This window comes from Streptomyces hazeniae (assembly GCF_031845485.1).
GTDB lineage: Bacteria > Actinomycetota > Actinomycetes > Streptomycetales > Streptomycetaceae > Streptomyces > Streptomyces hazeniae.
On the sequence record NZ_JAVREQ010000010.1, the window covers coordinates 131,322 to 156,621 of the forward strand.

The window sequence follows — 25,300 nt, forward strand, 5'->3', positions numbered from 1 at the left end:
GGTCAGGTGCAGAAGATGAACCAGCAGTCGTCGTAGTCGTCGTCCGGGGGTTCCGGGTTCTCGTCCTGCGGCGGGGTCGGCTGCGGCTGGGTGGGCTCGGGTTCCGGCTCCGCGGGCGTCGTGGGGGCGGGGTCGGTCGGCTCCGGCTGGACGCTGCCGACCACCTCGGTCGGCTCCTCCTCCGGCTCCTTCGACTCCTTCTCGTCCTTCGGCTCGTCGCTCTCCTCCGCGCTCGCGGAGGCCGAGGGGTCCGAGCCGGGGCTGCGGGAGGTGTCCGCCGCGGAGGGGTCGGGGGACGCCTCGTCGGCGGGCTCCTGCGTCTCCGCGCCGTTCGCGCCGACGGCCTGCGGGTCCGGGCTGGAGGCGGTGGGTTCGCTCCAGGGGAGCGACGGGCTGCCGACCTCGGTGACGGCCATGCCCAGCAGCACCGTGCCCAGGCAGGCGGCGAGAACCACCAGGCGCTTGCCATGGCCCTTGCGGGCGCGCCGACCGCGGGAGCGGCGCGCGCTGCGGCCGGCCGGGGCGGGGGTTTCCGCGTCGCGCGCCTCGGGTTCGGCGCGTTCCTCGGCGGGGGCGGCGGAGGGGACGGGCTCTTCCCGTTCCGGGCGGCGCCGGGGAGGGGCGTAGAGGTCCTGCGGCGGCTCCTGGTGGAACGCCTGTGCGCGATAGGCCGATTGACCGGGCCCACCCGGCGCCGGTCCGCCCGGCCGGGGATGCCCCTGTCCGTGGTGCCCCTGTCCGTGGTGACCTGGCCCGGGGTGCCCGTGTCCGGGGTGGCCGGTGGGTGTCGGGCCGCCGCGCTGCGGGTGGCCGTACTGCTGCGGCGGGCCTGCGTGGCCTCGGGGAGCAGCAGGGCCGGGGTGCGGTGTGTGGGGCGCGGGATGGCCGTCGTAGGGGGTTCCGGGTGCAGGGGTGAGGTACCCGGCCGGGACTCCGCATCCCGGACAGGCCAGGGCGCCGTTGAGGTGCCTGCGGCACGTGGGGCAGTAGTCCATGGCGTGCGGAAGGCTATGCGGAGGCACCGCGACGCGTAACCGGGGTTCTGTGAGGGTCCTGTGCCGAATCCGTTGACGTGTTCACGGCGACGGGCGGTCGGTCCCGGTTGTGCCCCCTCTGTGCGGGTGCGCAGAGGGGGCGGGTCGCGCCCCGGGGCCCGGGGAGGTCACTGTCGGGGCGCGACCCGGATCGGTGGCCGGCGGTCGGTCCGACGGTCGGGGCGGGTGGGTCAGGAGGGTGCGTTCCATTTCTGGTTCGCCGTACCTCCGCACGTCCAGATCTGGAGCCGGGTGCCGTTGGCGGAGTTGTTGTCGGTGACGTCCAGGCACTTGTCCGCCTGCGGGTTGACGATGTCCCGCGCGCCGGTCACCACCCACTGCTGCGCGGCGCTGCCGTTGCACGTCCACAGCTGGACCCTCGTGCCGTCGGCGGTGCCGCCGGAGTCCACGTCCAGGCACTTGCCGAGCGCCCGGATCGTGCCGTCGGAGGCGACGGTCCAGTGCTGCGCGGCGTTGCCGTTGCAGTCGTGGAGCTGCACGGGTGTGCCGTCGGCGGTGCCGGCGTTGGCGACGTCCACGCACTTCCCGGCGAGCCCGGTGATCTGTCCGCTAGGGCCCGTACCACCGCCCTCGCCGGAGGTCACCCGGACGTAGTCGACGACGAGCTGCTGCGGGAAGACGGTGCTGCCGTCGGGGTCGCCGGGCCAGTAGCCGCCCACGGCGAGGTTGAGGATGAGGAAGAACGGCTTGTCGAACACCCAGTCCCGGCCGCCGAGGTCGGCGGGCGTACGGGTCTGGTAGACGTTGCCGTCCACGGACCACGTGATGCGGTTCGGCGACCAGTCCACGGCGAAGGTGTGGAAGGCGTCGGCGAACTGCTGCCCGCCGGGCAGGGTGTAGGCGGCGCCGATGCCACCCGAACCGGAGTAGCCGGGGCCGTGGAGCGTGCCGTGCACGGTGCTGGGCTCGAAACCGACGTTCTCCATGACGTCGATCTCGCCGCTGGCCGGCCAGCCGATGTCGCCGATGTCGTTGCCGAGCATCCAGAACGCCGGCCACATGCCCTGGCCGCGCGGCACCTTCAGTCGGGCCTCGACGTGGCCGTAGGTGGTGGTGAACTTGCCCGAGGTGTTGAGGCGGGACGAGGTGTACTCGCAACGCCCGTACCAGCACTGGTAGTTGCCGGGGTTCTCCTTGCGGGCGGTGATGACCAGGTTGCCGTTGCCGTCCAGGGCGGCGTTGTCGTTGCCGGGCGTGTACCACTGGCGTTCGTGGTTGTTGACGTTGTCGCCGGTCTCGATGTGCCACCGGGACCCGTCGACGGCTGCGCCGGCGGGTCCGTCGAAGTTGTCCTCGAAGAGCACCGCGCGGGGGGCGTCGGCCTGCGCGGCCTGTCCCTGCGGGGCGGTGGCGGTGTGGTCCGGGCGGTCGGGGGCGGGTGCGGCGGCGCCGGGCACGGCGGCCGTCCAGCCCAGCGCGGCGGCCAGGCCGACCGCCAGCAGGGCGCTGCGGCGGCGTCGCCGGGTGGTGGGGTGCGGGTGGTGGGGGTGTCTGTGGGGCATCGCGGTCACCTCGTCGCTTGGGGGAGCGAACTCGGCCCTGTACGGGCGGGATTGGTCCGTACCTCTGACGCCACGAGTGAAGCGGTTGAGAATGTCCGCGTCAAGAGAGCGCTCTCACTCGCTCTGGTGGACCGTCCGCCGGACGTCGGTGAGGTGCGCGAAGACCACGACGTTGCCGGTGTACTCCCCGGCCTCCTCGTCGAACGTCCCGCCGCAGGTGATCAGCCGCAACTCCGGCCGTGCGGACGGGCCGTAGACCTCGGTGTCCGGGAAGTGCGCCCCGTCGTAGACCTCCACGGCGTCGAGGGTGAAGACGGCGGTGAAGCCGTCCCGCCGCTCGATCTCCACCTCCGCGCCCTTGCGCAGCGCGCCCAGGCCGTAGAAGACGGCCGGGCCGTCGGCGGTGTCGACGTGTCCCGCGACGATCGCGGTGCCCACGGCGCCGGGCGGCGTGCCGTCCGCATACCACCCGGCGAGGTTCTCGTCCTGCGGAGGCGGCGCCTCCAGACTCCCGTCGTCGTGCAGGCCCAGGCGGGTGAGCGGGGCGGAAACCCCGATCGACGGGATGCGAACGCGCAGCGGGTCGGAGGCGCGCGGGCCGGACCGGGAGCGCTCGGGGCGGAGGCTCTCCCGGCCGCCGGTCTCCCGGCCGCCGGTCTCCCGGCCGTTCGTGTCCTGGCCTTTCGTGTCCTGGCGGTTCGTGTCCCGGCCGTTCGTGTGCGCGCCGGACGGCGTCGGGGCGGGCGTCTCGGGATCGGGGAGGGCGCGGGGGGCGTCGCGGGCGAATCCCGCCTCGGCGGGCGGCTGCGGCGGGGCCTGCCCGTCCGTGCCGTGGTCGAAGAGCCAGACGGCGGCACAGGCGGAGGCGGCGACGAGCGTCGAGACGCACGTCTCCACGCCGCGACCGCGGCGACGTGGGCGTGATGCCGCCGTCGGACCCGCCATCGGACCTCCTCGCGTGCGGGTACGTGTACGGGTGCGGGTGCGGGTGCGGGCGTCAACGGCGGTACGGTGCGGACGTCGCCGGGGCGACGCCGCACCCGTACGCCGGAACGGCCTGCCGTGGGGCTGCCCGGGTCAGCCGTCCAGTCTGCGGTGGCGACGGCGCAGGTAGAGCGCACCGCCGGCCGCGGCCACCAGGGCGAGTGAGCCGCCGGTCAGCATGGCGGAGTCCACACCCGCTCCGGCGCCCCCGACGCCGGTGTGGACGCGGCCGTGCGGCATCTTCCCGTGCCGGTCGTGCCGCCAGTCCTGCCGGTCGTCGTGGCCGTCCTTGCCGTCCCTGCCGTGCTTGCCCCAGTCGTCCCCGTGGTGGCCCCCCTTGCCGCGGTCGCCGTTCTTGTCGAACGGGTCGCCGCCGTCCCCCGGCCACTCCTTCCAGTCCTCGCCCTCCGGCCAGGAGTCCCCGGCACCGGAGCCCTTCGGAGCGCCGTCCTCCGGAGCGCCCTCGTCGGACCACTCCTTCCAGTCCTCGCCCTCCGGCCACTCGTCGCCGGCCTTCGCCTCGGCGCTGCCCGTCGCGGGCTGCCGCTCACCGGCGCGGTGCTCCGCGTCCCCGGCCGCGGGCTTCGCGGGACCGACCACGACCGTGCCGGCGAGTTCCCTCCCGTCCGTGCAGGAGCCGCCGAGCGCGTACCGGCCCGGCTTGGTGTCGCGCGTGACGCGCAGCTTGCCCTTCGCCGTCCGGGCCTCCGCGTCCCTCGGCTCCAGCCCGAGGATTCCGGCGCCCAGGGCACTGGCGTCCACTCCGGCGCTGCCGCCGGGCCCGCAGGCGTCCGTCGACAACGTGACCGTGCCGCCCGGACGCGCCGTGCCCGGGGCGACCCTGATGGCGCCGTCGTCACCGGCGGCGAAGGCGGTCGTGACGGTCGTTGCGGTTATGCCGACGACGGCCACGGACAGCGCCGCGCCGGAGAGCCGCCGAGCGACTCTCGGCCGGCGCGGCGTGGAAAACGCACGCATGAACGAACCTCCGACGATGGCGGGGTGCGCGGCGCGCGGCTGCGCCGGCGTGCTCCCGGGACGCCCCGCGTCCGCATCCGAGCCAAGTCGCATCCCCCCGGTTCCGCGCTCCGGGCGGAGCGCCCCGTCGTCGGCGCAGGTGGGCGGTGGTGCCCGTGGACGTTGCTCCATGCGGCGGACGGTGGACGGAGCGATGCCCGGGCGGCGGGACCGGGCGGGCCGGGCCAGGGGGATGTACGGGTGAACTCCGGGCCCGTACCCCCCTTGTGGGTGACACGGCTGATCCGGGCGGGTGACTTCGGGCCGGTGGGCCTCGTTGTCTCTGGCATGGCTGTGATGCTCACGCAGTGGTCGCCGGTGCCCTGGTCGGGAGAAACGGTTCCCCGTCCGGCTCTTCCGCCCCCGGCGGATGCCTCCGCGCCCACGCCCATCTACGAGACGCTCGTACGCGAGTGGTCCCTGGCCGGCCGCACCGTTCCGGGGCAGGGAGGCCGTCACGGCCGCAGCGAGCCCGTGGAGACCGGCGCGCGGTGGTGGCGCACGGAGGAGGGGCGGCCGTCCTACGGCGGCCCTTCGCCGGTGGTGCCCGGTCCTGCCGCGTACGGGGGCGCGGTGTACGGCGGCAACGGCGGTGACCTGTACGGCACTTCGCTTGAGCGGTACGGCTTCTCCGCAGAGCGGCAGGCCAACGGTACGGAGGGGTACGGCACCTCCGCCGCCCCCTACCGGAGTGTCGCGCCCTACGTGGGCGTCTCCGGTTACGGCGACGGGGGCGACGACGCGGGCGGCCGTGCAGCGGAGGCGCGACCGGCGGAGGGTGTGGCCGGCGAGACGGAGGCGGCGGCCGCCGATCCGGAGAAGGCGGAGGAGAGTCCGCCCGCGTGGGAGCGCGTGGCGATTCTCTGACGCGTCCGGGGCGGTTCGGTGCCGTGGGGCGGTGGCTGGTGGGGGGCGGGGGCGTGGGCTGCGGTCCGGGCCGACGACCCGGAAACCCATGATGTACGGGCCGCGTTCTCGGTGAACGGTGGGCACGACTCTTACTTCGCGGCCCACACATCACGGGCAAGTGTTTCCGGGCGCATCGCCCCTGCCCTCCGCCCACGCCCCCTCACGTCCGTCGCGGTCGCGGCCCGCCCGTGCGCTGGAGGGGGAGGCGTGCGGGGTCGTCTGCCCTGAGCTTCGCTCGGGTGCGCTCATGTCCGACTCGCACCGGAAGGCCGGTTCCGTGACGGAGGTTGGGGCGGGTGCGCTGACGGTCCGTTGGTGGAGGTTCGGTGTCGGCCGTCGTGATCCACTCGTGATCACCCACGGAACCGGCGTGCTGACGGGGTGTGTTGGTGCGTCCGTATTGCTCCTCGGTGGGCGGGAAGTCCCTGCCAAAGCGTAGGCAAAATCAGCGGCCCGGCTTGGTTTCCCGGCTGCGGGTCTATTAACGTTCGATAACGCAGCGCGGTCGTCACTGCCGTCACTCCAGGCGGCACCGTGCGCCGTCGCCTAATCCCGCACGTGGGTCACGCGAGTCTCACCGCTCGCGCCGACACACCGAGGGAGCCGGGGAACCACCTTTCAGGGGTGAATCGGCGGTCCCGCCCAAGGACCGCTGTAGGAGACCTTCCTGCTCCGAACCCGTCAGCTAACCCGGTAGGCGAGAAGGAAGGAAAGGAGAGCGCCCCCAGTGGCGTCCACCAGGCATGCCCCCGAGGCCCGCGACCTCTACGGAAGCGGACATGTCGGCGACACCGACCTCACCACCGAGTTCCCCCAGTTCGAGGAGTCCTTCGACGCCACCGGCGCCTACGCCGTGCCGACCGTCTACGGGCCGGAGCAGGACGGGGCGTACGACGGGTGGAACCCGACCGCCGAATCGGTGCGGCCGGTGCGCGGCCGGCACCGCGTGGCGAAGCAGCGCGGCGGGATGGCCCGCAGCGGTGCGGTGCTCGGGGTCGGCATGATCGCGGCCGTCGGCGCGGGCGGAATGGCCACGGCCAAGGACAAGCCGTCCTCCGTCACGATGGCCGACATGTCCTCCCTCGCCGGCACGGTGGCGGACGAACTGCCCAGCGAGATAGGTGACCTGGTCCCCGGCGTCGACGGTTCGGCGGACACCACGACGGTCGCCGCTCACGCGCCGCTCGCCCAGGCCGGCTTCAGCACCGAGACCGCTGCTCCGGAGGGGGACGCCGGGGAGTCCCTGCGGGCCCGCATCCTGGCGCAGGCCGCCCAGCAGCAGTCGGCCGCCGACGCCACCGTCCGCGAGGACGCCGCGGACATCGCGCGCGCGGAGGCCGCCGAGGCCGCCGCGAAGAAGGCGGAGGCCGAGCGCAAGGCCGAGGCCGAGCGCAAGCGCGAAGCCGCCGAGGAGGCCCGCCGCAAGGCCGAGGCCGCTCGGCTCGCCGAACTCGCCCGCAGCTACAGCGTGCCGCTCTCCTCGTACACGCTCAGCTCCAGCTACGGCGCCGGCGGCAGCATGTGGGAGAACGACCACACCGGCCAGGACTTCGCCGCGCAGACCGGCACCCCGGTGATGGCCGTGCACAGCGGCACCGTGAAGGAGGCCGGCTGGGCCGGCTCGTACGGCTACCGCGTCGTACTCGAACTCGACGACGGCACCGAGGTCTGGTACTGCCACCTGTCCTCGATGAACGTCTCCGCCGGGTCCGAGGTCAACACCAAGGACGTCATCGGCAACGTCGGCTCCACCGGCAACTCCACCGGACCGCACCTCCACCTGGAGGTCCGGCCGGGCGGCGGTTCGCCCGTCGACCCGCTGTCCTGGCTGCGTGGGAAGGGACTGAACGTCTGACCCTTCTGCTCCGGGATTCCTTTTCACGTCCCTGATGCAGGGACGGTGCCGCCGCCTCGTGCCCGTCGAGGCCTGTGACACCTCCTCCCCCCACCGCAGTACTCGGCGACAAGGAGGGGCGGGGCGGCGGCAACCGGGGAACCGGGGCGGGCGGCCACCGAGACTCCGGCGGTCCTGGCGGACCACCCCCCGACGCCAGGGCCGCCGGACCCTTTCTAGCGCCGGCTCAGGAGGGCTTCCAGGAGGTCGGCGGCCCGTGTGGTGCCGCCCTCCGCGCGGGCGTCCTCGCGCAGCCGGGCGGACCGTCGGGCCACCTCGGGGTCGGAGGTGAGGGCGGTCAGCGCGGCGCGCAGCGACGCGGCGTCCGCGTCCGCGGTGTCGAGGCGGCGGGCCACGCCCAGTTCGACGAGGCGGTCCGCGTTCTGGAACTGCTCCGCGCCCTGCGGCACCGCGATCATCGGCACGCCCGTGAAGAGCCCTTCGCTGCTGCCGCCCATCCCGGCGTGCGTGACGAAGGCGTCCGCCTGGCCCAGAATCGCCAACTGCGGTACCCAGGAGTGCACTTCGACGTTCACCGGGATCTCGCCCAGCTCGGACGGGTCGACGTAGCGGCCGATCTGCAGCACCACGTGCCAGCCGGGGAGGCCGCCGAAGGCGGCCAGGCACTGCCGGTAGAACTCCGGCTGCCGGGTGTACGCCGAACCGAGCGACACGAGCAGCACGTTCTCGGCCCCGGCCGGACGGGTCCACGCACCCTGGTCGGCGCGGTCCCCGAAGCAGGGCCCGACGAAACTCACCACATCGGGGTCCACGAGGTCGGCGTGCGGCTGCATCGCCCGGGGGATCATGGCCAGCGCGCGGTCGGGCAGCCCGACGAAGGACGGGCCGTCCGTCGTGGTCGCGCCGGACGCCTCGGCCCAGGCGGATACGCGGTCGAAGTACTCCTGGGCGCCGGGCAGTTGCAGCATCTGCTTCAGCACGGCCTGTTCCTCGTCGTGCCAGGCCACGTACGTCGGTGACAGCTGCACCGCGGGGCGGCCCTGCCGCTCGGCGAGGGCGCGGACGGCGTAGCCGCCGATGTCGTACAGGTAGAGGTCGGCGGGGTCGTCCTCGTACACCGCCTCGATCTGCGGGAGCACGTGCATCGCGTCGTCCAGGAAGACGCTCATCGCGCCGACCGGGTCCTCCGGCCAGTCGTTGTCGGTCACCGGGAGCGTCGAGTCGAACGGCACGAACGTGGCGCCGGTGCCGGTGACGAGGTCCGCGACGGCGTGCCCGTTGGCGTAGGTCACGCGGTGGCCGCGCGCCACCAGTTCGCGGATGATCTCCAGGCTCGGCAGCACGTGGCTGACGGCGGGCACGCCGACCATGGCGATGTGGGCGCGCGGGTGGGAGCGGGGCAGGTTCATGAGTCTCCTCGAGGATCTACGGGCGTGACGGCATCGGCCCGCGGCGAAGGCCCGGGCACGGGTGACGGTGGCGGCGCGCTGCGCCGCGCCGTCTCACTCGTAGATCTGCAGGAAGGAGTACATGCCGGCGAGGTTAGCCCGTGGCCCTCCGGGCTTCCACCGGATTTCCGCCGGGCGGCTCAGCGGCGGGGCTGACCGTAGGCGTGGCGGACGTGGAGGCGGACGACGAGGCGGCGGTCCGTGACCATCGAGCGGCGGTACTGGTTCCAGTCGCCGTGTTCGCCGGAGATCGCGCGGTACACGTCGACCAGTTCCTCCACCGTCGCATCGTACGGGTCCGCCGCGACGGCGGTCAGCTCCGCGTCGCCCTCGGCGACCGTCCAGGACCAGCCGTCGGCCGTCGTGACGTGGTAGCTCGCGCGCGGGTCGCGGGCGAGGTTGCGGGTCTTGGCACGGTCCGCGGTGACCGACACCCGGACGATCCGCTGCTCCGGGTCGTACGCGTGCAGCACGTTGGACAGTTGCGGCCGGCCGTCCCGCTTCAGCGTCACCAGAACGCCCCGGTTCTGGTCCGTCAGCAGCGACAGCAGCGCCTCCTGCGGCACCTTCTCGTCCATGTCTCGCTCCTCCGCGCGTCGGGGAAAGGGCGGCGGCGCCCCCGGCACGCCCCTTCCCCCGATCCTCGCAGGCCAAGCCCGCTGCGGGAGACGGCTCAGCGCCGGGCGTCCCAGCGGCCGGGGTCGTCCTCCAGCGACGCCCGCGCCCACCGCCCGTGCTCGGCGGCCGCCGCGTAGGTGTCCTGGAGGAAGGCCATCAGCGCGCCGTCCGGGTCCGGGGACGTCCGCACGGCCTCGTAGGGGAGCAGGAACTGCCCGTTCTGCGCGCTGTAGTACGCCTCGTCCGGCCGCACAGGGTGGTCCGCGAAGCCCTCGGGTTCGGGGTAGGCGTACGCGTAGAAGGCGCCCTCCTCGCCGCCGCCCGGCCAGAAGCCGCAGCTGCTCAGTTCGCGGGAGTAGCCCTCGACCATCACCCAGTCACCGCAGTTGGGCGCGCCGCCGCGGTGCGGTGGGGCGGGGCGTCCGGAGAAACGGGTGCAGGCCAGGTCCATCGCGCCCCAGAAGAAGTGCACGGGACTGACCTTGCCGACGAAGTGCGAGCGGAACTCGCCCATCACCCGCTGCGCCTGGAGGAGCTGGCGCCAGAACAGCTGCGCGGCGCCGGGGTCGTAGGAGGCGTGCCGGTCGTCCTCGGCGAACGGGATGGCCGGCTCGACCTCGTTCGGGTGGCCCTGGATGGGGGCCTCGACGCCCAGTTCGTCCAGTGCGCGCATCGTCTCGGTGTGGAAGCGGGCCACCGACATGGGCTCCAGCGGTACGTGGCGCGTGCCGGTGGAGTCGCGGCGCAGCACCAGCCGGTGGTCGACGAAGTCGAACTCCACGTCGAAGGCCCCGTCGCGGTACGGCACGGCGGAGGTGGTCAGTCCGCGCGCGCTGACGTACAGGGTGACCTGCCACCAGTGGTTGACCAGCGGCGCGTGGGCCAGGCGCACCTTGCCCACGATCTGCGTCCACATGTGCAGGGTGTCGCGGGTGTCGGCCCAGTCGTCCACCCGCAGCCGCGGCCATGCCGCGGTCGCCCGTGCTGCTGTCCGGTCCGTCACGGCCGTGCCTCCCGGGTCGGCGTCGCCGGTCTCCCTTCGCAGGGTCGCCCCCCGTGCCCGGCCCGGCAAGTCAGGCGTTCGCGGGCTGCTCGGGCTGCTCGGGCTGCTCGGGCTGCTCGGGCTGCGTCCCGCCTACTCGGGCTGCGGTGCGTCGACGTCCGCGAGGTGGGCGTCGTCGACCAGGTCGGCGTACTCGCGGTGACGCCGGATGTACCGCGCGATGTAGGGGCACAGGGGCGTCACCCGGAGGCCGCGGTCGCGGGCGGTCTCGAGGGCCTCGCGGGCGAGCCGGCTGCCGAGGCCCTGACCCTCGTACGCGTCGGAGACCTCGGTGTGCGTGAGGACGAGGCGGCCGGGCTCCTGCCGGTAGTCGGCGCGGCCGGCGGGCTCGCCGGAGACGCGGAGTTCGAAGCGGGAACGGTCGGGGAGGTCGACGACCTCCACGTCCTCGTGTCGTGCGGAGTTCTCGGGCATGGGGCCTCCCTGGTCTACGGGCACCGGCCGGGCGGCCGGTGCCGGACGGATCACTCGCGGGCGCCGCCGCCGGTCATGGCTTCGGCGAGGCGCAGGTGCCGGATGGCCTCGACCGGGCGGTTCTGCCGTTCGAGGGTGCGGCCGAGCACCAGGTGCGCGTACGCCTCCGCCGGGTCCTGTTCCAGCACGGCGCGGAGTTCGGTCTCGGCGCGTCCGAGCTGCGCGGAGTGGTAGTACGCGCGGGCCAGGAGGAGCCGGGTGCCGAGCTTCCGCGGTTCCGCGTCGACGAGCGGCCGCAGGATGCGGGCCGCACCGGCGTAGTCGCGGGCCTCGTAGAACAGCACGGCGCGTTCGTACTCCTGCATCGGCGTCGGCGTGCCGCCCGGGGGCGCGGGTGTGCTCCGGTTCGTCGGGCTGTCGGGGGTCGCGGGCGTGTCCGGGGTCATCGGCGGTCACCCTCCGTCCTGGGGTCGGGGGAGCCGCCCCGAAGCTCCGCCGTGCCGGTGTCGGCGGTGGTGCGGTGCGGCAGCTCCTGTGGAGAGGTGGTGCCCAGTCGTCCGGCCTGGAAGTCCTCGAAGGCCTGGACGATCTCGGCCCGGGTGTTCATGACGAACGGCCCGTAGCGGGCCACCGGCTCGCGGATCGGCAGGCCGCCGAGCAGCAGGACCTCCCAGCCGGTGCGGCTGCCGTTGTAGTCCTGGCCGGGCGCCGCCTCGAGGGTGAGCGCGGAGCCGGGCCCGAAGACCGCGAGCTGCCCCTCCTCCAGCGGGCGCCGTTCCGGACCGACCGTGCCGCGCCCGGCCAGGACGTACGCCATGGCGTTGAAGTCCTCGGGCCAGGGCAGCGCGAGCCGCGCGCCGGGGCCGACGGTGGCGTGCACGTAGGTGATGGGTGTGCGGGTCACGCCCGGTCCGCGGTGTCCGCCCAGGTCGCCGGCGATGACGCGGAGCAGCGCCCCGCCGTCGTCGCTGGAGAGCAGCACGGTCTCGGCGGCCTTGATGTCCTGGTAGCTGGGGTCCGTCCACTTCAGCGACTTGGGCAGGTTGACCCAGAGCTGGACGCCGTGGAAGAGGCCGCCGGTGGCGACGAAGTCCTGCGGCGGCAGCTCGGAGTGCAGCACTCCGGCGCCTGCGGTCATCCACTGGGTGGCGCCCTCGGTGATGAGGCCGCCTCCGCCGGTGGAGTCCTGGTGCTCGAAGGCGCCGTCCATCATGTAGGTGACGGTCTCGAAGCCGCGATGCGGATGCCAGGGCGCGCCCTTGGCCTCGCCGGGGCCGTACTCGACGGCGCCGAGGTGGTCCAGGAGCAGGAACGGGTCGGCGAGCGAGAGGTCGATCCCGGGGAAGGGGCGGCGGACCTCGAAGCCCTCGCCCTCCTTGTGGCGGCGCGCGGTGACGGTCTTCGTCACCGGGCGCCAGGCGGTGCCGGCCCCGGAGGGGCGGACGACGCGGGGCAGGGTCAGGGTGTCGGCGGTCACGGCGGGCATGGTTGCTCCCTTCCACGGACTCCGGGTGCCCCCGGAGCGGCGTCACCCCCGGCAACATGGTTGAAAGTCGAACTATTCCTGGAGTCGGAACCTGCGACCATCCGTGTGCACCTCGTGGCACACCGCAACCCCGGCCGGGGTCGGCGCGTTGAGCACGGGGACCGGCGTCGCCGCCGGCCCGCGAACCGTACGCACGTACGCGCCTGGAGCACCGCATGCACGTCCACCGCGCCCGCCGCCCCCGCCGTAAGGCAGCCGCCGCACACGTCCTCGCCGCTCTCGCCGTCGTCACGGCGGCGCCGCTCCTCGCCCCGGCGCCCGCCGGTGCCGTACTGCCGCCGGTCAGCGACCACCTCGTACTCACCGTCTCCGACTCCGGCCACCCGGCGCGCGACGGCCGGTTCGAGCTGTTCTGCCACCCCGCCGGCGGCGACCACCCGCGCGCCAAGGCGGCCTGCGCGCGGCTGGACGAGGTGACGGTGTGGGGCAGCGACCCGTTCGCCCCCGCCCCGGGGGGGACCCTGTGCACCAGCCTCTACGGCGGCCCGGCGACCGCGCACGTCGAGGGCATGTGGGCCGGGCGCCCGGTGAACGCGGACTTCGGTCGCGCCACCGGCTGCGAGACCGCCCGCTGGGACGACCTCGTGCCCTTCCTCCCCCGCACCCGCCTCTGAGCGGCCCCGCGGCCGGTGTTGCCGTGGCCGGTCCCGTCGCACTCGACGGTGTGAAGATCCCGTAATCTTCTCGCTCATGACGTGTGGTGAAGGCGGGGCGCACACGGTGCGGCACCCTCGCAGGGGGAGACGTACGGCCATGGCGCTGGGGGCGGTGCTGCTGATGCTGGCGGCGGCCGCCTGCGGCACCCGGAGCAGCGGATACGCGGCCGCCGACGACACCGGGCCGGGCGCCCGCGACCGAGCCGGGTGGAGCCGGATGTCGGCCATCCCCGAGCGACTGCTGCCCGACGGCACGACCATCCTCGTCGGCGACCCGTCGGCGCCCATCACCCTGAGCCTCTACGAGGACCCGCGCTGCCCGTCCTGCTCCGATTTCGAGACGTCCGGCGCCGGCCCCACCGTCCGCCGGCTGGTGCTGGAACGCCGCGTGCAGGTGCGGTACACGCTCGCCTCGTTCCTCGACCGCGACGGCGGCCAGGGCTCGAAGAAGGCCGTCAACGCCCTGCGGGCTGCCCTGGATCAGGACAGGTTCGTCGAACTGCACGAGCGCGTCTTCCTCCTGCAGCCGACCGGAGCACAGGACGGCTTCACCGACGACTACCTGCTCCGCCTGGCCGACGGGGTCGACGGGCTGCGCGGCAAGGCCTTCGACTCCGCCGTCCGGGACATGTCCCACCGGCGCTTCGTGGCCGCTTCGCAGCAGCGGTTCGACGCGGACGGGGCCACCGGCACGCCGTCGATGAAGATCGACGGCCAGTGGCTGCCCGAGGACTACGGCGGCGTGCTCTACGAGCCCGACATCTTCGAGGACTTCCTCGTCCTCTTCCGCGAGGACCCCGAGCTGCTGCCGTAGGCCCGGCGCCCGAAAACCCCTCGCGGACCGTGCCGCCCGCAGGGCACCCTCCGTGTCTGTGGGGGAGCCGAAGTACCGCATCCGCGCGGCGCACGACGACACGACCGTCACCGTCCACCAGGCGTACGCGCCGCAGCTGGGCCTGCCCGCGGCGCGGGACGGGCGCTTCCCGCCCGGCTGGAAACGGGACCGCATGACGTGGATCAAACCGTCGTTCCTGTGGATGATGTACCGCTGCGGCTGGGGCGAGAAGCAGCACCAGGAGACCGTGCTCGCCGTCGACCTCGCCCGCGAGGGCTTCGAGTGGGCGTTGCGGCACGCCTGCCTGTCGCACTTCGACGCGGATGTGCACGCGGACCGGCCTGCCTGGCGGCACGCCCTGCGGGAGTCGCCCGCGAGAGTGCAGTGGGATCCCGAACGCGACCTGCACCTGCGGCCGTTGGCGCACCGTTCGCTGCAGCTCGGCCTGTCCGGCGAGGCCGTCCGCCGCTATGCCGACGCGTGGATCACCGGCATCCGCGACGTCACGCCGCTCGCGCACGAGGTCCACGCCCTGGTGCGTGCCGGGGAGCTGGACGAGGCCGCGCGGCGGCTGCCGTACGAGCCCCCGTACCCGGCGCCGGACGGACTGCTCGACCACCTGCTGCCCATGGCGCGGTGACGCACGAGACGTGTGGGGCGGGTGGGGCTGACAGGGCGCCGGGGACGCGAGGGACGTTCGGCGTTCCATCAAACCGGCCCGCCGAGGCAACCTCTTTGGCGAACGCCTAACCGAAGAACCGCACTTGCGTGCGTCGATCACTCTCCGATGTGATGTGGTAGCTCACGGTTCTGTGCGCGCTCCCGGTCGCGGACGCGCCCCGGGCTCCGCCGCCGACCACGGCGGGCCCCCGCGACCGGCAGCCGTGCCGACCTCCGGGCCGGACAGGCCCAGCCCCCGCCATCGACCGAGGAGAGTCGTGACCCCCATCCTGTTCGTCTACGCCAAGGGCGGCCCGCCGCTGGAGTACGCGATACCGAGGATCGCCGCCCACGCCGAGGTGCACGTGCTGGCGCTCGCGCCACTGCCCGAGGTCACCGCCCCGACGTGGCGGCCGAGTTGCGCCTCGGTCACCGAGGAGGCGCCGCGCGAGGGGGACGCGCTGGTCGAGCTGATCTGCGAGCACGCGGAGCTGGTGGGGGCCGGCGCCGTGACGACGCTCTCCGAGTACGCCGTGGTGGCCGTCGCGCACGCCTGCCGCCGCCTCGGCCTGGCCGGTGCGGGCGGCAACGTCGAAGCCGCCCGCGACAAGCGCCTGATGCGCCACCGCTGGCACCAGGCCGGCGTCCCGGTGCCCGGCTTCCAGCCGGTCCGCGAAGCCGCCGACATCGACGCGGCCTTCGACCGGCTGCGCCCGCCGCTGCTGCTCAAGGCCGCCTGGAGCGCGGGCTCCACCGCCCACGTGCGGGTCGAGGACCGCACGCAGGCCGAACGTGCCTGGCAGCTCGGTCGCGACGTCATGGCCGCGTCCGCGACCGAGGGGTATGCCGAACTCCACTCCGCCCGCGACGGTGTGAGCGACTTCCTTCTGGAGGAGATCGTCACCGGCCGCGCCGACGCCTGGTTCGGCACCGACAGCAAGCACGCCTGGGGCGACTACGTGTCCGTCGAGGGCATCGTCGCCGACGGCGTCTACCACCCGCTGTGCCTCACCGGCCGGATGCCGACCATCCCGCCGTTCACCGAACGCGCCGGGATCGCCCCGGTGGCGCTGCCACAGGCGGCGCAGCGCCGCATCGAGGAGGTGTCGCGGGCCGCCGTCGACGCCCTCAACCTCGACACCTGCGCCACCCACACCGAGATCAAGCTCGGCGCCGACGGCGAGATGTGGGTCATCGAGACCGCCGCCCGCTTCGGCGGCGTGATGACCACCCGCCAGGTCGAGGCGGTGTACGGACTGGACATGCTGGGCATGCTGGTCCGCCAGCTCCTCGGCGAGCCCGTGCGATACCCGGAGTGGATGCTGACCGAGGGCACCAGTGAAGGGCCGGGTGCCGCCGGCTCCCTGGTGGTGCTGGCCGCCGACCCGGAGGGCCGGCCGTGGCGGGACCTCCCGCCGTGGAACTTCGCCGCCGTCGACTGGCACGAACTGCTCGGCGAGGGCACCCGCATCGAACTGGTGCGGGAGGCCGCCCTGCCCGACGGCACGCCGATGCCCGCGTACACCGAGGCCGGCGGCGCCAACGCGATGGCCGCCCTGTGCTTCCTGACCGCCGATTCCGAGCAGACGCTGCTCGCCGACTGCGAGCACGTGATCGCCGCCCTGCCCCGCGCCCTGGCCGACGCCGCCGCCCGCGCCGGTGAGGACGAGGCGTTCCCGGGGCAGGGCACGACGGATCGCACGGACCGCACCGACCGCACGGACCGTACCGACGACGCGGAGGCCGACGTATGAGCACCCCGAGCACCCGGACCAGCACCGACACGGCCGCGACCCCCGACACCGCCGACCCGGCGGCCGTCCCCGCCCGGGGCGGCGGCCCGTCCGGCGAGCACCGGCACGGCGCCGTCCGCGGCGGCCTGCTCACGCTCCCGCTGTTCGAGCAGCTGTGCGGCGTACTCGGCGGCCACCCGTACGTGAAGGTCGTCGTGGACCGGCACGAGGGCGTCTGGCACGTCCTCGACAGCTCCGTCCACTCCTTCCACGTCAACTACCTCGCCACCGAAGTCCTGGGCATGACCCTGGACGAACTCGACGCCGACCTCGACGGGTTCAACCACTCCGTCTACCACGACCCCGAACGGCGCTTCCTGCTCGGCGTGCTCTCCCTGCACACCGGCGGCGACGCCGTCCCGCAGGACCGGCCCGCGCAGCCGTTCATGGTCCTGGAGACCACCGAGGCCGACACCATGGGCGCCGCCCTGCTCACCGAGTTCTACACCGAGGTCCGCGCACACCTCGACGAAGCGCTCGCCCTGGCCGTCAAGCCCGCCAACCACGGCCAGGAGAACGCCGTCGCCGCCGTCCCCGAGACGGACCTGCCGCGCGCGCAGGGCCACGAGCTGTTCTCCGCCGCGCCCTTCGTGCCGCTCACCCTCGGCACCGCGACCGGGCGGCTGCGCCGCTTCGCCGACGAGGACGACTACCGGGCCGCCCGCGCCGGCCTCGCCTGGTACGACATCGTGGCCATGCCCGTCGTCCCCGACGACATCCCGCGCCTCGCCGGCCTCCTCAACGCGCAGCCCACCACGCCGCTCTCGCACACCAACATGCTCGCCGCGGGCTGGGGCGTGCCCAACGCCATCGTGCGCGACGCCCTGGACCGCATCGACGACGAGAAGCTCGACGGCGCCTGGGTCACCTACGAGGTCACCACCGAGGGTGCAAGCCTGGAACGCACCGAGGAGCCCGCCGACCTCGCCGAACCCGCCTGGCACACCCAGCGCATCCGCATCGACGCGCCCAGCCGCGACGACCTGCCGATCGTGCCGCTGGCCGCGCTGCGGACCGGCGACCGGCACGCGTACGGCACCAAGGCCGCCAACCTCGGCGAACTCCACCACGTACTGCGGAACGGCTCCGCACGCCTCACCGGCTACTACGCGGTGCCGCGCCCGCCCCGCGCCGACCTCCTCGGCCACCTCGCCACCCGGCTCGGCGCGAGCGCCGAGGGCGAGGAACTCGCCGAGGCCGCGGACGGCTTCCTCGCCCGCCACGTCAAGGCGCCCGAGGGCGTCGCGGTGCCGTTCTCGCTGCAGCAGCGCTTCCTGGACTCCTCGCCCGCCGTCCAGCAGAGCATCGGCAAGCTCAAGATGGCCCTCGAACTGGGCGCCATGGACGCCGTGGACGCCGTCTGCGTGCAGTTGCAGCACCTGGTGCGCACCACGCCCGTCCCCGACGACATGGCCCGCACGCTCGACGCCCACCTCGTACGCCACCTGGCCGGAGCCCAGCGCTTCGCGGTGCGGTCCTCGTCCAACGCCGAGGACCTGCCCGGCTTCTCCGCCGCCGGCATCTACGAGTCGCACACCCAGGTCACCGACCTGCCGGGCGCCCTGGACGCGATCCGCCAGGTGTGGGCCTCACTGCTCTCCCCGCGCAGCGTGCGCCTGCGGCACGAGGCCGGCATCTCGCTGGACGACACCTACATGGGCGTCATCGTGCAGCGCTACGAGCCGTCGCCGCTCGGCGGCGTGATGGTCACCTGCAACCCGACCAACCGCGCCGACTTCCGCAACGTCTACCTCAACTGCGCCCACGGCTCCACGGCCGCGGTGGTGGACGGGTCGACGCTGCCCATGCAGTACCTCTACAACACGGTCGAGGGCGGCGGCCGCACGCTGTCGCTGGGCGCGGCGGACACCGACCTGGACGTGGAGACCCGCGAACGGCTGGCCCGGCTCGCGCTCGCGGGACGCCTGCTCCAGTCCCACTTCGCGACGGACTACACCTTCGCGGCGCCGCTGGACGTCGAGTGGCTCCTCACGGCGGAGGGGCGCCTGCACATCCTCCAACTCCGTCCCTACAACGCGTAGTCCGGCCCGCCGCGGCGACGGCCCCCGGAGGCGGAGCGCGTCGCCCGGTTCGGCGGCGGGGAACGCCTGACGGCGTGCCCCGCCGGGCCCGGCCCCCGCCCTGCCGGGGCGGGCCCGGGCGGGGGCGGCGGGCGTGGCGTCGGCCGCCCCGAGCCCGACGCGCCCGCACCGGCACCACCACACCACCGAACCCGAGGCCAGGTCCGCACCCCCATGTCCCGCATCAGCAAACCCCGTTCCGCCCGGAAGTCCGCGCCGCCCGCGCAGGCGAAGCGCCTGATCCGGCTCAACAACGGCTTCCAGCTGCTCTTCAACCTCCTGTGGTGGATGCCGGTCTTCTACCAGTACCAGCGCGACGCCGGCCTCTCCGACGCCCAGATCTTCGCCATCCAGGGCGCGTACTACGTGTCGTTCTGCGTCCTGGAGATACCCACCGGCTTCCTCGCCGACCGGATCGGGCACCGGCGTGCCCTCCAGCTCGGCGCCGCCGTGATGGTGGCCGCGAACCTGATCCCCGTCGCGTCCCCGTCCGTGACCGGCTTCCTGCTGCACTTCCTCACCATCGCCACCGCGCGCTCCCTCGTCTCGGGCGCCGCGAGCGCCTACCTGTACGAGTCGCTGCACGCCCGCGGCGCCGGAGCGCACTACGTGCAGGCCGAGGGCACCGCCCGTTCCATCGGCCTGTGGGCGAAGATCGGCTGCTGGCCGCTGGTCGGCGTGCTGATGCAGATGCGCCAGGAACTGCCGTACGTGCTCACGGCCGTGTGCGCGCTCGGCGCGCTGGCCTGCGCGATCGCCCTGCCCCGCCTCGCCGCGCCCACGTCCATGCGCACGGCTCCCGCCCCTTCTGCGGCGACCGGACCCGCCGACGGCGAGCGCGAGGGGAAGGGCACCGGCCTGCTGACCTCCCTGTTCGGCGCCCTCGCCGTCTTCCGCCGCTCCTCCGCACTCGGCCCGCTCATGCTCCAGGGCGTCGCCCTCTTCACCCTCGCCCGCATCTGCCAGGTCAACCTGTTCCAGCCGCTGCTGATCGACAAGGACGTCCCGCTCACCCAGCACGGCGCGATCCTGTCCGCCATGACCGTCGCCGAAGCGGTCGCCTCCGCCCGCCCCGAGTGGCTCCGGCGCCGGCTCGCCGACACCACCTCCGTCACCGTCCTCAGCCTGGTCCTGGCCTTCACCCTCGCCGCGACCACCGTCGCCGGGGGAGCCGGAACCGTCGTCTGGCTGTGCCTGTTCGCCGCCGCGACCGGCCTCGCCTTCCCCATCCAGCGCAACCTTGTCAACTCCGCGATCCCCGACTCCCGGCACCGCGCGACGCTGCTGTCCCTGGAGTCGATGCTGGACCGTGGCGTGTGCGCGCTGGCCGCCGTCGCGGTGGGCGCCTACCTCGCCGCCGACCGCCTCGACGCGCTGCTCGTGCACTCCGCGCTGGGCACGTGCGTGCTGCTGGCCGCCGTCGCCCTGGTCCTGCGCCGCCTCCGCCGCCGTGGAGCTCCCGGCCTCGCCGGAAGGGCCTCTCTGCCCGCCCCGCGCGACCCCGCCGCAGGCGACCCCGCCCCGCGCGACGCCACCGCAGGCGACTCCACTCCGCCTGCTCCGGCCGACCGCCGGAAGTAGACGCCCCGTCCGCGCCCGACACGTGAACGGCCGCCGCCGTCAGGCGTACCGGACGACGCTGGGACGTGGCGGCCAGGCCGTCGCGTCCAGCAGGCCCGCGCAGTAGGCGCGGGCCACCAGCGCGGGCCGCGACGGCGCGTCCAGCAGGCTGCGCAGCCGCCGCAGGTGGTAGTCCAGCGCCTGCCGGGACAGCCCGAGTGCCGCCGCGATCGCCGTGTTCGGTTCCCCGGCGGCCAGCATCACCAGCACCCGCAGCTGCACCGGGCTCACCCGCGGCCGCCCGGCGAACTCCGCCCCCACCGGGGTCAGTACGGCCACCACCGCGGCCGGCACCCCTGCCCGCCGGACCAGCGACAGCTCCGCCCGCACGGGCCGCCCGCCCCCGGCCGTACGCAGCACCAGGACGCCGCCGCACCGTGCGAGCCGCCCCTCCGTCAACGCCCGCCACGCACCACCCGGCAACGTGCCGGACGCGTCCTCGACGTGCTCGGCCACGTCGTCGCCCTCCACGACGCCAGGCGGCAGCCCCAGCAGCGCCGCCGCGGCCGCGTTCACCCGCCGCACCCGCCCGTCCAGCCCCAGCGTCACCACCGCCAGCCCGGAACGCTCGCGCAGCGCGTGCAGTTCCTCCCCGGCCGCCGCCCTCTCCTCCAGGGCCCGGTGGTGGTCGGTCACGTCCACGTAGATGCCGCCGACGCGGCAGGCCCGGCCGCTCAGCCCGTTCAGCGCGAACCGGTGCCCGACCGCCTCGCCGGGGGCGCCGCCCGCGTGCAGGAAGCGGATCACGTGCCGCACCGGCCGTCCCGACGTCAGCACCTCGCGGTCGAGTTCCCGTGCGGTCGCCGCGTCCTCGGGCGGATCGACGTCCTCGACCGTCCGCCCGACCACACCCTCGGGCGCCCGCCCGTACAGGTGCGCGTAGGCGGCGTTCACCCACAGGTAACGGCCGCGGTCGTCCCGTACGAAGGCAGCGGCCGGCGAGTACGCGGCCAGCGCCTCGAACCACTCCGCCGCCTCTTCCCCCACCGCCACACCCGTACCCCCATCACCACGTCGAGCCCTCATGCTGGACCACTCGGCCCCCGCGGTCACCACCCCCGCCGCGCCCGTATCGTGAGCCGCCCGCACCGGAACAGCCCGCAGCCCCTGAGGAGTCGCCCATGAGCTCGCCCCCGCTGTGGATCGGCGGGCCGCCCGGGGCCGGGAAGAGCACGGTCGCCCGGCTGATCACCCGGCGCCGCGGACTGCGCTGGTACCAGGCGGACACGCGTACCTGGGAGCACCGCGACCGGGCGCTCGCCGCCCGGCACCCTGACGCCGTCCGCTTCGAGCAACTCTCCCCCGAGCAGCGCTGGTCGGCGCCGGACGCGGCGCTCCTCGCCATGTCACTGCACCGCGAACGCGGCCCGATGATCGCCGACGACGTCCGCGCCCTGCCCGACCGCCCCGCCACCGTCGTCGAGGGCACCCCCGTCGTCCCGGAGATCGTCGGACGGGACGAACCCGCCGTGTGGCTGCTGCCCGCGCCCGGCCTGCAGCGCCGGCGCCTTGCGCGGCGCGGGCCGCACGCGGCCGGGACCCTCCGCCTGTACGAACTGCTCGCGGACGAGATCGACGCCGACGCGAACGCCCACGGAGCCACGGTCCTCCGCATCCACGAGAACACCACGGTGGCGCAGGCCGTGGCGGCGGTCGAGGAGATCTTCGCCGGCGCCCTCGCCGCCTGCCCCGCCGCCACCACCGCGGCCGAACGGCGCGCGCTCCTCCGTGACGCCAACCGCGCCGTCGTCGACCAGCACCTGGCGTTCTTCGCCCGCCCCTGGTCCACGGGCGACCCGGCGGCGGCCGTCGTGGACTTCGCCTGCGAGTGCGGCGCCCCGGACTGCCTCGCCGACGTGCCCCTCCCGGTCACCGCCCACCCGTCCGGGCCGGGCGGGCCGCCCCTCCTCGCCGCCGGGCACCGGACCGTCGCGTGACGCCTGCCGCGTGCCGCCTGCCGCGCCCGGCCCGGTCCGCGGGGCTCAGCGCTGGAACAGACTCCTGCTGTACGCGTCGATCTCGGAGCGGCAGCGTTCCGCGTCGAGACCCGCGTAGGCCAGGGTCAGCCGGCCCGCGTTGCCGAAGAGCAGGTCCATCGCGTCCTCGCGCGCGTTGAAGACGAACTCGAGCTGCGCGCCGGTGTAGCCGTACTCCGGCGGGAACCACATCTCGATCTCCTGCCAGTAGTTCACCCGCGAGGCGACCGACTGCTTCGGCGTACCCTTCTTCACCTCCGCCTCGTCGAAACGGAAGCCCAGATCGCCGAACGCGGCGAGCACGAGGTCCTGCGCGGGCAGCGTGTGCACCGCGAACTCGTCGAAGTCGCCCCGGTCCACGGCGCCGTCGATGGACAGCTCGGTGCGGACCGCCACCCGGCCGCCGCGCAGCCGCCGCCCGCCGAGCACGTGCGTCAGCGGCGTCTCCCACGGCAGATCGACCGGGACCTGCAGCACGTGCTCCCGGCCCGCGCCCAGCTCGAATCCCTCGGCGACCGTCTGCGAGACCACCACGCCCGGGTTGGTCCACTCGCCCTCGACCGGCTCCATGTCCTCGAAACGCGTCACCACGTCCAGGCCCAGCCGGGCGATCTCCACGTCCGCCCCGCCGCCGCGCAGCGTCACCGTCGCGTTCGCCCGCTCCCCGGGCCGGTACGCGTCCCGGTCGAGCACGGTCTCGACCTCCGGCGCGTTCACACCGAGCGCGCTCAGGAACTTGCGGAATGCCATGCGGGGCTCCTCCCCCTCGTACGGGTCCCTACCCCCGGCACCCTACGCACGCCCGGTGCCCCCGCCGGGCGGAACCAGGGCTTCCGGCGCCGGCGAACTCCCGTCCCGCCGGGCTCACATCGCCGCGACGACCGCGGACGTCAGCAGCAGCAGCGCGACCGCCAGCACGATCCCGCCGAACACCATCAGCGTCACGGCCGTGCCCTTCGGCGTCGGCGCACCGTCCACCAGGACCCGCGACGGGTGCCGCGGGGCGTACCGCACCGTCACCGGCGAACCGACGTGCAGCCAGCGCAGCGCCGCCGTGGGGAACCGTACGGCCCGGTGCCGCGGCTGCCCCTCCGCCGTGTGCCACAGCACGATGTGGGTGATGCGGTGGCCGTCGTCGGTCCGGCGGTACCGCACGTCGACCACCTGCCCCTGCACGGGCACGCCCGACCGCTCCAGCCGTCCGAGCCGGTCGTACCTCACCCACCCCCAGACGAAGAGCGGCAGCCCCAGCAGCAGGGCGAGCACGAACAGTACGAACAGCGCGGCCATCGGCCCTCAGACCCCCGTCCGGGCCCTCGGGCCCACTCGGCCGCCGACCGCCCCGGTGCACAGCGAGGCCGGGACGGCCGACGGATCTCTCAGCACCTCAGTGGATCACTTGATCAGTGGATCAGCACATCTTGTAGTCGACGCGCGTCGAGTTGTACGCGCAGGAGTCGCGGAACGAACCCCCCGGCTTCCGGAGCGTGGCCGTGTCCTTGTCGTTGTTCCACACGTACCAACCGCGCCCCATGTACAGGTGCCCGGGCGACTTCGTGCCCTTCCCCGTGTGCACCTTGACCGTCTTCCCGGGGCTGATGCGGTAGGAGGGGAAGGTGTACGTGTGCCCTGCCGCGTCCCGGACCGTGTAGCCCTGCATCTGGAACTTCGCACCGGTGGTGTTCTTGATCTGCACGTACTCCGCGTTGAGGCTCGAGTTGCCGCCCCGGTCGCTGCCGGGGCTGTCGTAGTGGATCTTGTAGACGTACACGTTCCCGGCTGCGTGGGCCTGGGAGGGGGCGAGTGTCGCGGCGGCCGCCAGAGCGGCCACACCGGCTGCGACGGTACGGAATCGGCGCATGAGCGTCCTCGGTGATTCTCGGGCCGGGCACCCCACAGGGCCCGGCAGAGCCACAGAATATGGTCAACTCATCCGATTGAAGGCCCTGTTACCGAACAGCGACAGAACCGTCGTAAGCCGCAGAGGGCCGAGCCCGCGGCGCACTCGGGCAGGAAGACGCCCGCGGACCCGGCCCCTCGCCCGACTCCCGGAGTGCAGGCGGGCACTCCCGGAGCCGGACACTCCTCAGGTCGCGCGCACCCCCCGCCCCGGTTCCCCGGGGCCCGGCGTTTCACCCGCCCGGCCGCACGTCCCCCGCCCGCCCCCGGGACACTGGGCGCATGGCCACCGTCCTCCTCTTCCACTCCGTCCTCGGGCTGCGCCCCGTCGAACTCCAGGCCGCCGAACGCCTCCGCGCCGAGGGCCACGACGTCACCACGCCCGACCTGTACGACGGCCGGACCGCCGAAACCCTCGACGACGGCTTCGCCCTCAACCGCGCCGCCGGCCGCGACACCCTGGTCGAACGCGCCCTGTCCGCCGCGGCGACGCAGCCCGACGACGCGGTCCTCGCCGGGGTCTCCATGGGCGCGTCCGTCGTCCGCACCCTTCTGCCGCACCGCCCCCACACGGCCGGCGTGCTCGCCCTCCACGCCCTGCCCGGCCGCCCGGAGACCGTCCGCGACGACCTGCCGGTACAGATCCACGTGGCCGACCCCGACCCGTTCGTGCCACCCGCCGACCTCGCCGCCTGGCAGCACGCCGCCTCCACCGCCGCCCCTGAACCGTCAGCCGCCGACGTCCACACGCACCCGGGGCTCGCCCACTTCTTCACCGACCCTGCCTCCGCCGGCTACGACCCCGCCGCAGCCACCCTCACCTGGCAGCGCGCCGCCCGCTTCCTCGCCGCCCTGGACTCGACCCCGTGACCCCGGCACCGGCTCCCACCCCGCCCCGCGTCGTCGTCGGCGCCGCCCTGTGCTCCCACGGCCGCTTCCTCGCAGCCCGCCGCACGTCCCCGGCCGCCGTCGCCGGGCGCTGGGAGTTCCCCGGAGGCAAGGTCGAGCCCGGCGAGACCGAACAGGCCGCCCTGGCCCGCGAGCTCCGCGAGGAACTGGGCGTCGAGGCCACCGTCACCGCACGCGTCCCCGGCGCCTGGCCCGTCGGCGAGGACCTGGTCCTCCACATCTGGCTCGCCCGTCTCACCTCCGGCACCCCGCAGCCCCTCCAGGACCACGACGCCCTCCGCTGGCTCACCCCCGCCGAAGCCCTCACCCTCTCCTGGCTCCCCCAGGACCTCCCCGCCGTCCACTGGCTGACCGAGCACCAAACGTCATCGGCGGGCCCTGGTCGCGAGCGCATCTAGTCTCGTTTCACCTGCCTTAGCTACACGAGCAGGAGGCGGCCGTCGAGTGGACCGGTGACGGT

At 74.1% G+C, this 25,300-nt stretch carries 24 protein-coding genes, 1 pseudogene and 1 riboswitch; of the genes and pseudogenes, 11 read left to right on the forward strand and 14 right to left on the reverse strand.

Features of this window, described 5'->3' with window-relative positions; genetic code table 11:
* Positions 1 to 2: 2 nt before the first annotated feature.
* The 4 genes from RM572_RS13525 to RM572_RS13540 all read right to left on the reverse strand — a co-directional run bounded on the left by RM572_RS13525 (position 3) and on the right by RM572_RS13540 (position 4,519).
* Positions 3 to 995, reverse strand: coding sequence for an SCO2400 family protein (locus RM572_RS13525; RefSeq protein WP_311673568.1), 993 nt, complete (start codon positions 993 to 995; stop codon positions 3 to 5).
* 230 nt (positions 996 to 1,225) lie between these two features.
* Positions 1,226 to 2,557 carry an RICIN domain-containing protein gene (locus RM572_RS13530; protein ID WP_311673569.1) on the reverse strand — a complete coding sequence of 444 codons (1,332 nt, stop codon included), beginning with the start codon at positions 2,555 to 2,557 and terminating at the stop codon, positions 1,226 to 1,228.
* Positions 2,558 to 2,671: 114 nt separating this feature from the next.
* Positions 2,672 to 3,454: a class F sortase gene (locus RM572_RS13535; protein ID WP_311673570.1), complete on the reverse strand. Its 783-nt coding sequence runs from the start codon at positions 3,452 to 3,454 to the stop codon at positions 2,672 to 2,674.
* A 180-nt stretch (positions 3,455 to 3,634) separates the two neighbouring features.
* Positions 3,635 to 4,519 (reverse strand): hypothetical protein, encoded by an 885-nt coding sequence (locus tag RM572_RS13540; RefSeq protein WP_311673571.1) that lies wholly within the window; start codon positions 4,517 to 4,519, stop codon positions 3,635 to 3,637.
* A 327-nt stretch (positions 4,520 to 4,846) separates the two neighbouring features.
* Between RM572_RS13540 and RM572_RS13545 the strand changes: the two genes are divergently transcribed.
* Both RM572_RS13545 and RM572_RS13550 read left to right on the forward strand, forming a co-directional pair.
* Positions 4,847 to 5,425, forward strand: a complete 579-nt coding sequence (locus tag RM572_RS13545) for a hypothetical protein (RefSeq protein ID WP_311673572.1) — start codon at positions 4,847 to 4,849, stop codon at positions 5,423 to 5,425.
* Between the two features lie 616 nt (positions 5,426 to 6,041).
* Positions 6,042 to 6,182: riboswitch (cyclic di-AMP (ydaO/yuaA leader) on the forward strand.
* Between the two features lie 12 nt (positions 6,183 to 6,194).
* A complete protein-coding gene (locus tag RM572_RS13550) occupies positions 6,195 to 7,322 on the forward strand; it encodes a M23 family metallopeptidase (protein ID WP_394813602.1) in 1,128 nt (375 codons plus the stop codon).
* A gap of 215 nt (positions 7,323 to 7,537) precedes the next feature.
* Here RM572_RS13550 and RM572_RS13555 read toward each other — a convergent pair whose 3' ends face one another.
* From RM572_RS13555 to RM572_RS13580, 6 genes are all read right to left on the reverse strand, one after another.
* Positions 7,538 to 8,731, reverse strand: coding sequence for a macrolide family glycosyltransferase (locus RM572_RS13555; protein WP_311673573.1), 1,194 nt, complete (start codon positions 8,729 to 8,731; stop codon positions 7,538 to 7,540).
* Positions 8,732 to 8,910: 179 nt separating this feature from the next.
* Positions 8,911 to 9,348 carry a PPOX class F420-dependent oxidoreductase gene (locus tag RM572_RS13560; protein WP_136183423.1) on the reverse strand — a complete coding sequence of 146 codons (438 nt, stop codon included), beginning with the start codon at positions 9,346 to 9,348 and terminating at the stop codon, positions 8,911 to 8,913.
* A 95-nt stretch (positions 9,349 to 9,443) separates the two neighbouring features.
* Positions 9,444 to 10,391, reverse strand: a complete 948-nt coding sequence (locus tag RM572_RS13565; RefSeq protein ID WP_311673574.1) for a DUF5996 family protein — start codon at positions 10,389 to 10,391, stop codon at positions 9,444 to 9,446.
* 132 nt (positions 10,392 to 10,523) lie between these two features.
* Positions 10,524 to 10,865 carry a GNAT family N-acetyltransferase gene (locus RM572_RS13570; protein ID WP_311673575.1) on the reverse strand — a complete coding sequence of 114 codons (342 nt, stop codon included), beginning with the start codon at positions 10,863 to 10,865 and terminating at the stop codon, positions 10,524 to 10,526.
* A gap of 50 nt (positions 10,866 to 10,915) precedes the next feature.
* Positions 10,916 to 11,230 (reverse strand): tetratricopeptide repeat protein, encoded by a 315-nt coding sequence (locus RM572_RS13575; protein ID WP_027764818.1) that lies wholly within the window; start codon positions 11,228 to 11,230, stop codon positions 10,916 to 10,918.
* A gap of 77 nt (positions 11,231 to 11,307) precedes the next feature.
* Positions 11,308 to 12,351: a pirin family protein gene (locus RM572_RS13580; RefSeq protein WP_311673576.1), complete on the reverse strand. Its 1,044-nt coding sequence runs from the start codon at positions 12,349 to 12,351 to the stop codon at positions 11,308 to 11,310.
* Positions 12,352 to 12,566: 215 nt separating this feature from the next.
* Between RM572_RS13580 and RM572_RS13585 the strand changes: the two genes are divergently transcribed.
* The 6 genes from RM572_RS13585 (at position 12,567) to RM572_RS13610 (ending at position 20,017) form a co-directional block, all read left to right on the forward strand.
* Complete coding sequence (locus tag RM572_RS13585; RefSeq protein WP_311673577.1) at positions 12,567 to 13,025, forward strand: SSI family serine proteinase inhibitor; 459 nt, start codon at positions 12,567 to 12,569, stop codon at positions 13,023 to 13,025.
* A gap of 139 nt (positions 13,026 to 13,164) precedes the next feature.
* Positions 13,165 to 13,881, forward strand: a complete 717-nt coding sequence (locus RM572_RS13590) for a DsbA family protein (protein WP_311673578.1) — start codon at positions 13,165 to 13,167, stop codon at positions 13,879 to 13,881.
* Between the two features lie 58 nt (positions 13,882 to 13,939).
* The gene (locus RM572_RS13595; protein ID WP_311673579.1) at positions 13,940 to 14,542 is read left to right on the forward strand and encodes a DUF4291 domain-containing protein; all 603 of its coding nucleotides are present in this window, start codon (positions 13,940 to 13,942) and stop codon (positions 14,540 to 14,542) included.
* A gap of 298 nt (positions 14,543 to 14,840) precedes the next feature.
* On the forward strand, positions 14,841 to 16,316 hold the full coding sequence (locus RM572_RS13600) for an ATP-grasp domain-containing protein (RefSeq protein ID WP_311673580.1): 1,476 nt from the start codon (positions 14,841 to 14,843) through the stop codon (positions 16,314 to 16,316).
* Positions 16,313 to 18,397, forward strand: a complete 2,085-nt coding sequence (locus RM572_RS13605; RefSeq protein ID WP_311673581.1) for a PEP/pyruvate-binding domain-containing protein — start codon at positions 16,313 to 16,315, stop codon at positions 18,395 to 18,397. Before RM572_RS13600 ends, RM572_RS13605 begins: the two co-directional genes overlap by 4 nt.
* 213 nt (positions 18,398 to 18,610) lie before the next feature.
* Entirely contained in the window at positions 18,611 to 20,017 is a 1,407-nt protein-coding gene (locus RM572_RS13610; RefSeq protein WP_311673582.1) for an MFS transporter, read from the forward strand.
* 39 nt (positions 20,018 to 20,056) lie between these two features.
* Here RM572_RS13610 and RM572_RS13615 read toward each other — a convergent pair whose 3' ends face one another.
* Positions 20,057 to 21,049: a helix-turn-helix transcriptional regulator gene (locus tag RM572_RS13615; protein ID WP_311673583.1), complete on the reverse strand. Its 993-nt coding sequence runs from the start codon at positions 21,047 to 21,049 to the stop codon at positions 20,057 to 20,059.
* 128 nt (positions 21,050 to 21,177) lie between these two features.
* Here RM572_RS13615 and RM572_RS13620 point away from each other — a divergent pair, with 128 nt between their 5' ends.
* Positions 21,178 to 21,993 carry a hypothetical protein gene (locus RM572_RS13620; RefSeq protein ID WP_311673584.1) on the forward strand — a complete coding sequence of 272 codons (816 nt, stop codon included), beginning with the start codon at positions 21,178 to 21,180 and terminating at the stop codon, positions 21,991 to 21,993.
* Between the two features lie 45 nt (positions 21,994 to 22,038).
* Here the strand turns inward: RM572_RS13620 and RM572_RS13625 are convergent, their stop codons facing one another.
* From RM572_RS13625 to RM572_RS13635, 3 genes are all read right to left on the reverse strand, one after another.
* Complete coding sequence (locus RM572_RS13625; RefSeq protein ID WP_311673585.1) at positions 22,039 to 22,782, reverse strand: sporulation protein; 744 nt, start codon at positions 22,780 to 22,782, stop codon at positions 22,039 to 22,041.
* A gap of 114 nt (positions 22,783 to 22,896) precedes the next feature.
* Positions 22,897 to 23,322 carry a DUF3592 domain-containing protein gene (locus RM572_RS13630; protein ID WP_311673587.1) on the reverse strand — a complete coding sequence of 142 codons (426 nt, stop codon included), beginning with the start codon at positions 23,320 to 23,322 and terminating at the stop codon, positions 22,897 to 22,899.
* A gap of 121 nt (positions 23,323 to 23,443) precedes the next feature.
* Positions 23,444 to 23,893 (reverse strand): lamin tail domain-containing protein, encoded by a 450-nt coding sequence (locus RM572_RS13635; protein ID WP_311673588.1) that lies wholly within the window; start codon positions 23,891 to 23,893, stop codon positions 23,444 to 23,446.
* Positions 23,894 to 24,201: 308 nt separating this feature from the next.
* Here RM572_RS13635 and RM572_RS13640 point away from each other — a divergent pair.
* Together RM572_RS13640 and RM572_RS13645 are read left to right on the forward strand one after the other, a co-directional pair.
* A pseudogene (locus RM572_RS13640) lies at positions 24,202 to 24,801 on the forward strand (dienelactone hydrolase family protein); the annotation flags it as partial.
* Positions 24,798 to 25,238 carry a (deoxy)nucleoside triphosphate pyrophosphohydrolase gene (locus RM572_RS13645; protein ID WP_311673589.1) on the forward strand — a complete coding sequence of 147 codons (441 nt, stop codon included), beginning with the start codon at positions 24,798 to 24,800 and terminating at the stop codon, positions 25,236 to 25,238. The pseudogene RM572_RS13640 and the gene RM572_RS13645, both read left to right, overlap by 4 nt.
* Positions 25,239 to 25,300 lie beyond the last annotated feature (62 nt).